The organism is Pseudomonas sp. AL10, assembly GCF_029960685.1.
GTDB classification, from domain to species: Bacteria; Pseudomonadota; Gammaproteobacteria; order Pseudomonadales; family Pseudomonadaceae; genus Aquipseudomonas; species Aquipseudomonas lactis.
Window position 1 is genome coordinate 97,536 of record NZ_JASBQZ010000002.1, and the last position, 12,698, is coordinate 110,233.

Genomic DNA, 12,698 nt, shown 5'->3' on the forward strand with positions numbered 1-12,698 from the left:
CTGCTGGGGCGGTGCAACAGCAACTTGAAAGCAACTTTTCTTGAGTGAGGAGCGACATCATGCAGCCTGGAGATATTATTTTTTCTGTCAAACAAGATGACGACAGCGCAACGCGGGCGTTTATCAAAGCCGGTCAATTGGTCAAGGCCAAGGTGTTCTCGCAGGACACGACGTACCTGAATGTGGTTCACCCGGCGATTGCGGTGAGCGACACCCTGGTGATCGAAAGTGTCGGCAGTGGCCTGGCCCTGACCGACCTGAGCCTGGAAAAACCGCCACGCTCGGCGATGGTGTTTTCCTGCGTGGATACCGAACTGGGCGAGGCAGCGACGGTGGCTGCCAAGCAGTTCTACTTCGACAAGATCGGTGGTGATATCCGGGGCCGCTACAGCGTGTGGAACGCGATGATTTCAGCCTTTCGGCGCTGGACTTCCGATACCAGCCTGGTGACGCGGATCAACGAGTCCATCGACATCGGCAGCGGGTCCTTTTGTTCGCAGTTCGCGGCCAACTGCTATGAGGTCGGCAACCTCTACAACGAGGCCAATCTGCTGCCGCCTCCGCCGGCCATTTTTCCCAACCAGCCCAGCGCCATAACGCCTGCGGAGTTGGCGACCTTCTGTGATTCGTCGCCGCATTTTTACTTTGCCGGTTTCTGGCAGGACAACGTTGAGGTGCGGCTTTAGCGGGCGTGTCGCCGCCAAGGCAGCCCCTAAGGAGCTCGATATGCAACCCTCGGTCCTGTCCACCGACGACCGCCAGCGGCTCGAAGCGATGCTGCGCAACCCGCAGGTATTCGCCGGCACGCCCCAGGCCATCGTCGACGAAACCCTCAAGCGTGCCGCCCAGGTGCTTGAGCAATCGAAGGCCAACGAACAAGCGCTCAAGACCGCTGCCCAGCAACGTGAAGCGGCCCTGCGCCAGGTGTTGGACGGCGCAGCTCCCGATCAGGACGCGCAACGCAAGGAAGTACAGGCACTGATCCAAGGGTTGATCGCCCAGATTGAAGCGGCGCTGGGCCCCACTGCAAAACCTTGACCCCGCGTTTCACAGCGCCTGTTTCGCAACGTTCATTGATGAACACGGAATGCACCGTGTACTAAATAAGGAAATTGATCATGCCATTAGTCAACGAGCAAATTACCGACGCGGTCACCCAGACCAACGTCAAAGTGGTGGCCGAATCGCCAGCGATGGCGATGAGCACTATTTATCAATCCATGGCGCAGGCCACGGCGATTCTGTTCCAGAACGCGGTGTCGGCCCAGCAGCAGCAAAACACCCTGGCCCAGGCGGCCACCAACCAGGGCGTGATGCAGATCTACAGCGTCGATACCACCGCAGGTGCGGCGGCCACCGAGAAAGTCGCCCAAGGCGGCGTATCGGATAACCTCACCAGCCTGTTGACCGTGCTCAAGTCGTTCCAGCCTTAAGCACTGAGCAATAACGGATGTTGTTCTTTCTCAACCCAGGAGTTTCAACCATGAGTACAGTCAGCCCGCAAATCACCGATGCCGTCACCCAGACCAACGTCAAGGTGGTTGCCGAATCACCCGCGATGGCCATGAGCACTATTTACCAATCCATGGGCCAGGCCACGGCGATCCTGTTCCAGAACTCGGTCTCGGCCCAACAGCAACAAAACACCCTGGCTCAGGCGGCCACCAACCAGGGCGTGATGCAGATCTACAGTGTCGACACCACCGCTGGCGCCGCCGCCACCGAAAAAGTCGCCCAGGGCGGCGTGGCCGACAACTTGACTAGCCTGCTGGCCGTGCTCAAGTCGTTCCAACCTTAAGCTGCAAGGTCCCCAACAGCCCCGGCGCCCACCTGGCTCCGGGGCTGTTGTCGTGTGGGCACTTGATCCGAAAGATGAGCCGGATGCGCCATATTCGTTCTTTTTTTCGAACATCCTATTGCCCTGTACCCCCATTGATCCTAGGATTCGTTTGAGATTTCAAACGCTCTGTCTCCCGTGCGCTCTTTCATTTTTTCTGCGCGCTGGGGCTGATTTCCCTGACGGCAGCCCACAAGGCGCCTTTCAACAACTCTAATTCGCTCCGCGTGCGCGCGGTGCTGTTAAGGAAAGCCGACATGCAGCTTAAAGACACCCAGTTGTTCCGCCAGCAAGCCTTCATTGATGGCGCTTGGGTCGATGCGGACAATGGTCAAACCATCAAGGTCAACAACCCAGCCACGGGCGAGATTCTTGGCACCGTGCCGAAGATGGGCGCCGCGGAAACCCGCCGCGCCATCGAAGCCGCCGATAAGGCCCTGCCAGCCTGGCGCGCACTCACCGCCAAGGAGCGCGCCAACAAGCTGCGCCGTTGGTTTGAGCTGCTGATCGAAAACCAGGACGACCTCGGCCGCCTGATGACCCTCGAACAAGGCAAGCCGCTGGCCGAAGCCAAGGGTGAAATCGTCTACGCGGCCTCCTTTATCGAGTGGTTCGCTGAAGAAGCCAAGCGCATCTACGGTGACGTGATCCCCGGCCACCAGCCCGACAAGCGCCTGATCGTGATCAAGCAGCCCATCGGCGTGACCGCAGCCATCACCCCGTGGAACTTCCCCGCCGCTATGATCACCCGCAAAGCCGGCCCGGCCCTGGCTGCCGGTTGCACCATGGTGATCAAGCCGGCCTCGCAAACCCCGTTCTCGGCCCTGGCCCTGGTTGAGCTGGCGCACCGCGCCGGTATCCCCAAAGGCGTGCTCAGTGTGGTCACCGGTAGCGCCGGCGACATCGGCGGCGAGCTGACCAGCAACCCCATCGTGCGTAAATTGTCCTTCACCGGCTCGACCGAAATCGGTCGCCAGCTGATGGCCGAATGCGCCAAGGACATCAAGAAAGTCTCCCTGGAGCTGGGCGGTAACGCGCCGTTCATCGTGTTTGACGACGCCGACCTGGATAAGGCCGTCGAAGGCGCGATCATCTCCAAGTACCGCAACAACGGCCAGACCTGCGTCTGCGCCAACCGCCTGTACATCCAGGATTCGGTGTACGACGCCTTCGCTGAAAAGCTCAAGGTGGCGGTGACCAAACTGAAGATCGGCAACGGCCTGGAAGACGGCACCACCACCGGCCCGCTGATCGACGAAAAAGCCGTGGCCAAGGTGCAGGAACATATCGCTGATGCCCTGAGCAAAGGCGCCAAGCTGTTGGCCGGTGGCAAGGTGATGGAAGGCAACTTCTTCGAACCGACCATCCTGGTCGACGTGCCGAAAAACGCCGCCGTCGCCAAGGAAGAAACCTTCGGCCCGCTGGCGCCACTGTTCCGCTTCAAAGACGAAGCCGAAGTGATCGCCATGTCCAACGACACCGAGTTCGGCCTGGCCTCCTACTTCTACGCCCGCGACCTGGGCCGTGTGTTCCGCGTGGCCGAGGCCCTGGAATACGGTATGGTCGGCGTCAACACCGGGCTGATCTCCAACGAAGTGGCGCCGTTCGGCGGCATCAAGGCCTCGGGCCTGGGCCGTGAAGGCTCCAAGTACGGGATCGAGGACTACCTGGAAATCAAATACCTCTGCCTGGGCATCTAAGGCACGGGATTGCAGTAAACGCAGAGGGCACGAGAGCGCTGCCCCTTTGCGTGTTTCACATGGTTATTCGCAGTGGCCGGGAAAGCTGTGGCAGTCGATCATCGCATGCTGCCGTAGTTGCCTCCCCGCCACCTATCCTTGAGCCACGCCGCCCGATGAGCGGCGAATGAGGACTTTATGAGCAAGACCAACGCATCCCTGATGAAACGCCGCGAAGCCGCTGTACCGCGCGGTGTTGGCCAGATTCACCCGATCTTCGCCGACTCCGCGAAGAACGCCACCGTGACCGACGTTGAAGGTCGCGAGTTCATCGACTTCGCCGGTGGTATCGCCGTGCTGAACACCGGCCACGTGCACCCCAAAATCATCGCGGCCGTGACCGAGCAACTCAACAAGCTGACCCACACCTGCTTCCAGGTATTGGCCTACGAGCCCTACGTAGAAGTGTGCGAGAAAGTCGCCGCCAAGGTGCCAGGTGATTTCGCCAAGAAAACCCTGCTGGTCACCACCGGTTCCGAAGCGGTAGAAAACGCCGTGAAAATCGCCCGCGCCGCCACGGGCCGTGCCGGTGTAATCGCCTTCACCGGTGCTTACCACGGCCGTACCATGATGACCCTGGGCCTCACCGGTAAGGTGGTGCCTTACTCGGCCGGCATGGGCCTGATGCCAGGTGGCGTGTTCCGTGCGCTGTACCCTAACGAACTGCACGGTGTGAGCGTCGACGACTCCATCGCCAGCATCGAGCGCATTTTCAAGAACGATGCCGAGCCGCGTGATATCGCCGCCATCATCATCGAGCCGGTGCAGGGCGAAGGCGGTTTCTACGTCGCGCCAAAAGCCTTCATGAAGCGCCTGCGCGAACTGTGCGACAAGCACGGTATCCTGCTGATTGCCGACGAAGTGCAAACCGGTGCCGGGCGTACCGGTACCTTCTTCGCCATGGAACAGATGGGCGTTGCCGCCGACCTGACCACCTTCGCCAAATCCATCGCCGGCGGCTTCCCGCTGGCCGGTGTGTGCGGCAAGGCCGAATACATGGATGCCATCGCCCCGGGTGGCCTGGGCGGCACCTATGCCGGTAGCCCGATCGCCTGCGCCGCGGCCCTGGCCGTGATGGAAGTGTTCGAAGAAGAACACCTGCTGGACCGCTGCAAGGCCGTGGGCGAGCGCCTGGTGACTGGCCTCAAGGCTATCCAGGTCAAGTACCCGGTGATCGGCGAAGTGCGTGCCTTGGGCGCGATGATCGCGGTCGAGCTGTTCGAAGACGGCGATACCCACAAGCCAAACGCTGCCGCTGTTGCCTCCGTGGTGGCCAAGGCGCGTGACAAGGGCCTGATCCTGCTGTCCTGCGGTACCTACGGCAACGTATTGCGCGTACTGGTGCCCCTGACCTCGCCGGACGAGCAGTTGGACAAAGGCCTGGCGATCATCGAAGAGTGCTTCTCCGAACTCTGACACGCCCCTGTAGGAGCGAGCTTGCTCGCGAAAAACCCCCAGGCACCGCGCTTCAAAGGCTGCCCGCGTTTTCGTTGACGACCTTCGCGAGCAAGCTCGCTCCTACAAAAAGAAAAAGCAAAAAAACCGCTTCGGCGGTTTTTTTGTGCCTGCTTCATTGTACGCACGCGCCTGCATTGTCTAAGGTGCAAGCATTGCCGATGGAGCGTGCTGGATGACTGCTGTTGATTTACCCGCTGTACCCCGAGTGTTAATCGCCGAAGCAGACCCTTGGTCGCGGGACCTGCTCAAGCAAGTGCTGTTGAATGTGCGCTGTGACGCACGGCTGGATGTGTGCGCCGACGGGCAGCACGCCGCCACGCTGTTGGGTGAAAAAACCTATGACCTGATCCTCGCGGATTGGGAGCTGCCGGGCGTGGATGGCCTGAGCCTGCTGCGCAGCGTGCGCCAGAAGCGTCGCTCGCTGCCGTTTATCTTGCTGAGCAGTCGCAACGACAGCGCCAGCGTACGCGAAGCCTTGCCCCTGGCGCCCACCGCCTACCTCACCCGCCCACTGAACATGGAAAGCCTGACCCAGCGCCTGCAAGATCTGCTGCTCAACGAAGGCGAAAGCGTGTACTGCGAGATCCCACCGCTGGCGCCGGGCATGACCTTGCCAGCCTTTCTGGAGCGGCGCCGTGAGGTCTGCGATGGGGCGCCACTGCGCGTGGATGTGAAAGCGGCCGTGCAACACAGCCTCGGCCCCGAAGGCCTGGACCTCAAGCAGTTGGAAGACCAGGTGCACAGCGACCCGCAAATCACCGCCGTACTGATCGCTGCCGCCAACAGCGCCGGCTACCACGGCACGCCGGTGCAGACCCTGCCAGAAGCCCTGCACAAGTTGGTGCCCGGCCAGAGCATGAACCTCATCCTCGGCCTGGCGCTCAAGCACAACGTAGTGTTGGGTGACCCTGGGCTGGTGGCCTACGCCGAGCGGCACTGGCAATTGTCTCAAGATAGCGCCGACTACGCCCGGCGCCTGGCGCGCATGCTGGAGCTCGATCACGAGCGTTGCTACAGCGCCTGCATCCTGCACCGCTTGGGCGACCTGGCCTTGTTGCGCTGCCTGGAAGACTGGCGCCAGGGCGGCGGCGCCCTGGATGACCAAACCATCGGCGAATCCCTCGACGCCTTTGGTGCCGCCTACGGTTCGGCATTGCGCACACGTTGGCGCTTGCCGCTGGAGTTGCGGCAGTTGATCGCGGGGATCTATTCACTTGAAGGCGGGGTGTATTCGCGCGAAGCCCTGGTGGTGAACCTGGCGGTGCAAATGGCGCGGCTGACCGAGCACGAAGGGCTCGAAGAACTGGCTGGCAGCAAGACCGCGCGGCTGCTCAAGGTAGGCTTGCCAGAACTGACCCGCGTGCGCAAAACCTGAAACACACACCGATCAATTGTGGGAGCTGGCTTGCCTGCGATAGCGGTGGGTCAGTTAAGCCGCCATCGCAGGCAAGCCAGCTCCCACAGTTGGTCGGTGTTAACCGGCTATAACGCGGTTCTTGCCTTGGCGCTTGGCCTCATACATCGCCGCATCCGCCCGGGCAAACAGGCTGTCGAGGGTGGAGTCATCTTCGCGCAGGCCGGCCAGGCCCTGACTGACGGTCACATTGAATTCATGCCCCTCGTAACTGAACACCAACGCCTGGATTTCCTTGCCCAACCGTTCGGCCACCTGCAGGGCCATCTCCGGTGGGCAACCCGGCAGCACAGCAGCAAATTCTTCGCCGCCAACGCGCCCGAACAGGTCGCCCCGGCGCAATACCCCGCGACCGCTCTCCGCGATACGCCGCAGCACCTGGTCGCCCTCCAGGTGGCCGTAGGTGTCGTTGATGTCTTTGAAATCATCGATGTCCAGCAACAGGAACGCCAGCGGCGTGCCCTGCGCGCAGGCATTGTCGAAGGCTTGGTTGGCGAGTTCGAAGAAGTGTCGGCGGTTGCTGCTTTGGGTCAGTACATCGGTGGTGGCGAGGCGATGCAGTTCCAGCTCAAGTTGCTTCTTTTCGGTGATGTCTTCGGCGATGCCCACCACGATCAGCGCTTCACCGGGCACCACCTGCTGGTTGATGTAGCACTTGTCGCTCAACCAGCGGATCTGCCCGTCAGCGGTGATGATGCGGTACTCGCGGTCCTCCACGGCACCTTGTTCCAGCACGCGGGCCAGGCTGTGTTCGGCGTAGTCGAGGTCTTCGGGGTGGACGCTGTTGCGCCATTCACGGTGGTCGGCCAGCAGCAGGCCGGCAGAGCGGCCAAACAGGCGCTCGTAGGCCGGGCTCACATACAGCACGCGGCGTGTTTCCCAATCAATGGCCCAAAGCACGGCGTTCACGCTGACCAGCAGTGAGCTGAGCAGTTGCTCACGCTCACTCAGCCGCTCGACTTCACCTTGAGCATGCATAAGCGCCAACAGGGTCGCCGCCGCGGCCGGGCGCGGCGGCTCTGCGGTGGGCACATCGGGCAGGCTGGGCTTTTCGTGAACCATCGGTACAACTCTCTCTGGGCGCGCCGCAGGTGCAAAGGCGGTCACTACAAGGGGTCACCATGATGGCGAAGTGTTCTTTGAGAGAGGGGAATTGCGGTGAAGTTCCGTGAACAGCGTGGATTGACGGTGCCCGGAAAATGGCGCCAAAAAGCCAGTGCGTGGGAGGGCGAGCCCTCCCACGGCGCCCTTACGCCGCTGTAGGGCGCAACGAGTAAGTCTTCAACTGGTGGGCAAAATCGCGCAGGGATTGGATGCCGCTGGCCTCGGCTTCATGCACCCATTCCTTGATCGCGGCCAGCATATCGTGGCCGTTGGAACTGGTCTTGAGCCAGATCTGCTGCAGCGCCAGGCGCTTTTCGTAGATCACGGTCAGGGCATGGCTGTGTTCCAGCATGCTCTGGATGCGCAGGTGGTGGCGGTCTTCCAGCAAGCTGGTTTCCCGCGACAACAGGCGCTTGGCGCGATGGAACTGGTGGCGCACTGAATGATCGACCTTCTCAAGCTCCTGCTTGACCAGCGGGCCAATTACCAACTTGCGGTATTGGGCCATGATCTGGAAGCGGTTGTTGAGGATCGCCATGGCAGTGTCCATGTCCAGGCTGCCCTTGCCTTCCACGCGGTGGGCGATGGGCGCTACACGCTGCACCTTGGCCAGGCGCAGGAAGCTGAACACTTTGATCCAGGCCCAACCCAGGTCGAACTCCCACTTCTTCACCGACAGCTTGGCCGAGTTGGGGTAGGTGTGGTGGTTGTTGTGCAGCTCTTCGCCGCCGACGATGATGCCCCACGGCACCAGGTTGGTGGCGGCGTCACGGCATTCGAAGTTGCGATAGCCCACGGCATGCCCCAGGCCATTGATCACGCCGGCGGCCCAGAACGGGATCCACATCATCTGGATCGCCCAGATGGTGATACCGATGGTGCCGAACAGCAGCAGGTCGATCACGCCCATAAGCGCCACGCCCAGCAGCGGGTAGCGCGTGTAGAGATTGCGTTCGATCCAGTCGTCCGGGCAGTTTTTGCCGTAGATGCGTAGCGTCTCGGGGTTTTCCGCCTCGGCGCGGTACAGCTCGGCACCTTTGCGCAGCACGGTGGACAAGCCCTTGATCACCGGGCTGTGCGGGTCATCGACGGTTTCGCATTTGGCGTGGTGCTTGCGGTGGATGGCGGTCCACTCGCGGGTGTTCTGCGCCGTGGTCAGCCACAGCCAGAAGCGGAAGAAGTGTTTAAGGCCGGCATTGAGCTCGAGCGAGCGATGGGCCGAATAACGGTGCAGATAGACAGTGACCCCAATAATGGTCACGTGGGTCATCAACAGCGTGACTGCCACCAGTTGCCAGGCGGACAGATCAAGAAAACCGTTGTACCACATAGGCTGTATGGCCCTCAGATAAAGAAAAAAACAGCACCCGCATTATCACTTCCTTTGCAGATAAAACCAGTCACTGTTTCAGATAAGACTTACAAAGTGTTTCCTCCTCTATAATCCTGATCCTTTGTAGGGCGATTCTGGTTATTTAGTAAGGATTACTAAACATATGCTGTTTTCATACCGAGGTGCCCTACGTGCGGGGTTGGTATACCTGCTGGTTTCTATCGTTTGGCTCCAGCTCAGCAATTACCTATTAATCAACTTTATCGATGAACCCATGGAGCTGGGGCACTGGCTGCAGGCGCGTGGATACGTGGGGGTCAGCCTCAGCGCGTTGCTCATTTACTGGATAGGCCGGCGTTTTGCCCGCGCCCACGCGTTGCAACAACCCCTGAAAGAGAATCGCGAGCGCCTGCGCCAGGCCGCTGCGGTGTTCGATTGCACCCGCGAAGGGGTGCTGGTCACCGATACTCAGGGGCTGATCGTGCACGTCAACCGCGCGTTCATGGAGATCACCGGCTATCAGCGCGACGACGTCATGGGCCAACGGCCAAGCCTGTTCAAGTCCGGGCGCCACTCGGCGCATTTCTACCAGCAAATGTTCCAGGCCCTGGAAAGCACCGGCGAATGGAGCGGCGAAATCTGGAACCGGCGTAAAAGCGGCGAGGTTTACCCCCAGTGGCAAACCATCCGCGTGATTCACGACGACCAGGGCAAGGTCAGCCACTACGTCGCGGTGTTTTCGGACATCAGCGCCATGAAGAACTCTGAGCACGAATTGGCGCACCTAGCCCATCACGACCCGCTCACCGACCTGCCCAACCGCCTGTTGTTTACCGATCGCGCCGAGCAGGCCCTGGCCTCTGCGCAGGTGCATAAGCGTGGCTGCGCCCTGCTGTTGATGGACCTGGACCACTTCAAGATCATCAACGACAGCCTGGGCCATAACGTCGGCGATCAATTGCTCAAGCTGGTGGCCGAACGTCTGAGCGGCCTGTTTGGGCCGGGGGTGACCTTGGCGCGCCTGGGGGGCGACGAATTTGCCGTGCTGGCAGAAAGCTGCCCGCAGGTGGTGCAAGCGGCGGCCTTGGCGCAGCGCATGCTCAACGCCATGAAGGATCCGTTCATTTTTGACGGCAACCAGCTGTTTATCAGTGCCAGTATCGGTATCAGCCTGTTCCCCAGTGACGCCCTCAGCGCCGAGCAATTGCTGCGCAACGCCGATTCCGCCTTGTTCAAGGCCAAGAGCGCCGGGCGCGAAGGCTACGCGTTGTATACCGAAGAGCTGACCGCCCACGCCCAGCATCGGGTGGAAATCGCCGGCGAGTTGCGTCGCGCCCTCGACCAACATGAATTGCGCGTGTATTACCAGCCGGTGCACGACCTGCACGACAGCCGTTTGGTCGGCGTCGAAGCACTGGTGCGCTGGCAGCACCCGGAACGCGGCCTGGTTCCGCCGGGCGAGTTCATCCCCATCGCCGAGCGCACTGGGCTGATTGCCGACATCGATGCGTGGGTGATGGACCAGGCCTGCCGCCAGATGTGCCAGTGGCTGGCCGACGGCGCGCCGCTGAGCTTTATCGCCATCAATGTCTCCAGCCGCCTGTTTGCCCGGCGCGAGCTGTATGAGCAAGTCGCCCAAGTGCTGCACACCACTGGGCTGGATCCGGCCTTTCTGGAGCTGGAAGTCACCGAGAGCGCCGTGATGGACGACCCGGAAGTCGCGCTGGAGCAACTGCACCGCCTGCGCGAACTGGGCCTGCGCCTGGCCATCGACGACTTTGGCACCGGCTATTCCTCGTTGCTGCGCCTCAAACGCCTGCCGGTGCAGAAGCTCAAAATCGACCAGGGCTTTGTGGCGGGCTTGCCGTGGGACGAAGACGACGCGGCGATTGTGCGCGTGGTGATCGCCCTGGCCAAAAGCATGGGCATGCAGGTGCATGCAGAAGGGATCGAGCAGGTGGAACAGGCGCGGTTCCTGCTGGACCAGGAATGCGACATGGGCCAGGGGTACTGGTTTGGACGGCCGATGCCGGCCCAGGAGATTGATTGGACGCGGGCCCCTCTGATCCGCCAAGACTGACTCGGTCAATGTGGGAGCCGGGCTTGTCCGCGAAGGCGGTGTGTCAGTCACTGCATGTGTTACTGCACCACCGCTTTCGCAGGCAAGCCAGCTCCCACAGGGGGTTCTGCGGCGCCTGTGTGTGAGCGTTTTTGCTGCCAAAACTCTTGCAACCCCATGCCCCATCAGAAAATTCTTTCTGGTTATATAAACATTCTTAAATAGTATTTTTAAGAATATCCGCGCTTATCTACTATCGCCCTCACGCCGCAAGCAGTGCCGCCACTGCCAGGCACTACTCATTTTCAGGAGCGAGACCATGAGCGCATCTCTACGTAGCGTTGACGGCCAGGACGAAGCAGCCATTTTGCGTGAAATCCAGAGCGCCCTGCGCGACCTGCGGTTTGGCGCGGTGGAAATCACCGTACACAACGCCCAAGTGGTACAGATCGAACGCAAGGAAAAATTCCGTCTGCAGAACCCCGGTAACAAACCGAGCTGAGCTAGAACGGCGATAGACCCGCAATTACAAGAAAAGCCAATACTCAAGAATTTCAGGAGCTTCTATGTCGTCGATTCGCCGTTATGCCTTGGCCGCATTGGCCAGTGCCGTGTTTGCCGGTTCCGCCGTTGCCAAGGACTACGAGTTGCTCAACGTCTCGTACGACCCCACCCGTGAGCTGTACCAGGATTACAACGCTGAATTCACCAGCTTCTGGAAACAGTCCCACCCCGGCGACAACGTCAAGATCCAGCAGTCCCACGGTGGCTCGGGCAAACAAGGCCGGGCGGTGATCGATGGGCTGCGCGCCGATGTCGTCACCCTGGCCCTGGCCGGCGACATCGACGAAATCGCCAAGCTGGGCAAGACCCTGCCGGAGAACTGGCAGACCCGCCTGCCGGACGCCAGCACGCCGTACACCTCCACCATTGTGTTCCTGGTGCGCAAGGGCAACCCCAAGGGCATCAAGGACTGGGGCGACCTGATCAAGAAAGACGTGTCGGTGATCACGCCCAACCCGAAAACCTCCGGCGGTGCACGCTGGAACTTCCTCGCCGCCTGGGCCTACGGCCTCAAGGCCGGCGGCAGTGAAGCCAAGGCCCAGGAATACGTCAAAGAGCTGTTCAAGCACGTCCCGATACTGGACACCGGCGCGCGCGGTTCTACCATTACCTTCGTCAACAACGGCCAGGGTGACGTGCTGCTGGCGTGGGAAAACGAGGCGTTCCTGGCCTTGAAGGAAGACGGCGGCGCCGACAAGTTCGACATCGTCGTGCCGTCCCTGTCGATCCTGGCGGAACCGCCGGTGGCTGTGGTCGACAAGAACGCCGAGAAAAAGGGCAACACCGAGATCGCCACCGCGTACCTCAACCACCTGTACAGCCCGGCGGGCCAGGAGATTGCGGCGAAGAATTTCTACCGTCCACGGGATGAAAAAGTCGCCGCCAAATACGCCCAGCAGTTCCCGAAACTGGACCTGGTGACTATCGACAAAGACTTCGGCGGCTGGAAAACTGCCCAGCCGAAATTCTTCAATGACGGTGGCGTGTTCGACCAGATCTACACGGCGCAATAAGCCAAAGTAACTGTAGGGGCCTGACTTTTTGTAGGAACTGGGCTTGTGTGGGAGCTGGCTTGCCTGCGATAGCATCACCGTGGTGTGACTGACACACCGAGGTGCCTGCATCGCGGGCAAGCCCGGCTCCCACAGAAAAGCCAGCTCCCACAAAAAGCGCGCTCCTACAGTGGTTTC

The 12,698-nt window shown here is 60.8% G+C and carries 12 protein-coding genes; 10 read left to right on the forward strand and 2 right to left on the reverse strand.

The genetic code is table 11. The features are described 5' to 3' along the window. The first annotated feature begins 59 nt into the window (after positions 1–59). The 7 genes from QK296_RS03030 (at position 60) to QK296_RS03060 (ending at position 6,409) form a co-directional block, all read left to right on the forward strand. Positions 60–686, forward strand: a complete 627-nt coding sequence (locus tag QK296_RS03030) for a hypothetical protein (RefSeq protein WP_014716414.1) — start codon at positions 60–62, stop codon at positions 684–686. 40 nt (positions 687–726) lie between these two features. Further along, a complete protein-coding gene (locus QK296_RS03035) occupies positions 727–1,038 on the forward strand; it encodes a hypothetical protein (RefSeq protein ID WP_282390586.1) in 312 nt (103 codons plus the stop codon). A gap of 80 nt (positions 1,039–1,118) precedes the next feature. After that, entirely contained in the window at positions 1,119–1,433 is a 315-nt protein-coding gene (locus QK296_RS03040; protein ID WP_003187550.1) for a RebB family R body protein, read from the forward strand. A 50-nt stretch (positions 1,434–1,483) separates the two neighbouring features. Continuing rightward, entirely contained in the window at positions 1,484–1,798 is a 315-nt protein-coding gene (locus tag QK296_RS03045; protein WP_003187551.1) for a RebB family R body protein, read from the forward strand. Positions 1,799–2,094: 296 nt separating this feature from the next. Then, on the forward strand, positions 2,095–3,537 hold the full coding sequence (gene gabD, locus QK296_RS03050) for an NADP-dependent succinate-semialdehyde dehydrogenase (RefSeq protein WP_003187552.1): 1,443 nt from the start codon (positions 2,095–2,097) through the stop codon (positions 3,535–3,537). A gap of 177 nt (positions 3,538–3,714) precedes the next feature. Further along, entirely contained in the window at positions 3,715–4,992 is a 1,278-nt protein-coding gene (gene gabT / locus QK296_RS03055; protein WP_282390587.1) for a 4-aminobutyrate--2-oxoglutarate transaminase, read from the forward strand. A 214-nt stretch (positions 4,993–5,206) separates the two neighbouring features. After that, on the forward strand, positions 5,207–6,409 hold the full coding sequence (locus QK296_RS03060; RefSeq protein WP_003187555.1) for an HDOD domain-containing protein: 1,203 nt from the start codon (positions 5,207–5,209) through the stop codon (positions 6,407–6,409). Between the two features lie 99 nt (positions 6,410–6,508). Here the strand turns inward: QK296_RS03060 and QK296_RS03065 are convergent, their stop codons facing one another. Together QK296_RS03065 and desA are read right to left on the reverse strand one after the other, a co-directional pair. Continuing rightward, a complete protein-coding gene (locus QK296_RS03065; RefSeq protein ID WP_032894198.1) occupies positions 6,509–7,510 on the reverse strand; it encodes a sensor domain-containing diguanylate cyclase in 1,002 nt (333 codons plus the stop codon). 187 nt (positions 7,511–7,697) lie between these two features. Continuing rightward, positions 7,698–8,882, reverse strand: a complete 1,185-nt coding sequence (gene desA / locus QK296_RS03070; RefSeq protein ID WP_003187559.1) for a delta-9 fatty acid desaturase DesA — start codon at positions 8,880–8,882, stop codon at positions 7,698–7,700. Positions 8,883–9,048: 166 nt separating this feature from the next. Between desA and dibA the strand changes: the two genes are divergently transcribed. The 3 genes from dibA (at position 9,049) to QK296_RS03085 (ending at position 12,521) form a co-directional block, all read left to right on the forward strand. Continuing rightward, on the forward strand, positions 9,049–10,965 hold the full coding sequence (gene dibA, locus QK296_RS03075; protein WP_034134600.1) for a phosphodiesterase DibA: 1,917 nt from the start codon (positions 9,049–9,051) through the stop codon (positions 10,963–10,965). Between the two features lie 298 nt (positions 10,966–11,263). Continuing rightward, a complete protein-coding gene (oscA, locus tag QK296_RS03080; protein WP_003170956.1) occupies positions 11,264–11,446 on the forward strand; it encodes a sulfur starvation response protein OscA in 183 nt (60 codons plus the stop codon). A gap of 64 nt (positions 11,447–11,510) precedes the next feature. Further along, on the forward strand, positions 11,511–12,521 hold the full coding sequence (locus QK296_RS03085) for a sulfate ABC transporter substrate-binding protein (RefSeq protein ID WP_003187562.1): 1,011 nt from the start codon (positions 11,511–11,513) through the stop codon (positions 12,519–12,521). Positions 12,522–12,698 lie beyond the last annotated feature (177 nt).

What these genes read in the sequence shown, in the direction of transcription:
- desA (WP_003187559.1), bottom strand. Translation starts at nt 8,882, where the DNA reads ATGTGGTACAACGGTTTTCTTGATCTGTCCGCCTGGCAACTGGTGGCA.
- QK296_RS03060 (WP_003187555.1), top strand. Translation starts at nt 5,207, where the DNA reads ATGACTGCTGTTGATTTACCCGCTGTACCCCGAGTGTTAATCGCCGAA.
- QK296_RS03045 (WP_003187551.1), top strand. Translation starts at nt 1,484, where the DNA reads ATGAGTACAGTCAGCCCGCAAATCACCGATGCCGTCACCCAGACCAAC.
- dibA (WP_034134600.1), top strand. Translation starts at nt 9,049, where the DNA reads ATGCTGTTTTCATACCGAGGTGCCCTACGTGCGGGGTTGGTATACCTG.
- QK296_RS03035 (WP_282390586.1), top strand. Translation starts at nt 727, where the DNA reads ATGCAACCCTCGGTCCTGTCCACCGACGACCGCCAGCGGCTCGAAGCG.
- QK296_RS03085 (WP_003187562.1), top strand. Translation starts at nt 11,511, where the DNA reads ATGTCGTCGATTCGCCGTTATGCCTTGGCCGCATTGGCCAGTGCCGTG.
- gabT (WP_282390587.1), top strand. Translation starts at nt 3,715, where the DNA reads ATGAGCAAGACCAACGCATCCCTGATGAAACGCCGCGAAGCCGCTGTA.
- oscA (WP_003170956.1), top strand. Translation starts at nt 11,264, where the DNA reads ATGAGCGCATCTCTACGTAGCGTTGACGGCCAGGACGAAGCAGCCATT.
- QK296_RS03040 (WP_003187550.1), top strand. Translation starts at nt 1,119, where the DNA reads ATGCCATTAGTCAACGAGCAAATTACCGACGCGGTCACCCAGACCAAC.
- QK296_RS03065 (WP_032894198.1), bottom strand. Translation starts at nt 7,510, where the DNA reads ATGGTTCACGAAAAGCCCAGCCTGCCCGATGTGCCCACCGCAGAGCCG.
- gabD (WP_003187552.1), top strand. Translation starts at nt 2,095, where the DNA reads ATGCAGCTTAAAGACACCCAGTTGTTCCGCCAGCAAGCCTTCATTGAT.
- QK296_RS03030 (WP_014716414.1), top strand. Translation starts at nt 60, where the DNA reads ATGCAGCCTGGAGATATTATTTTTTCTGTCAAACAAGATGACGACAGC.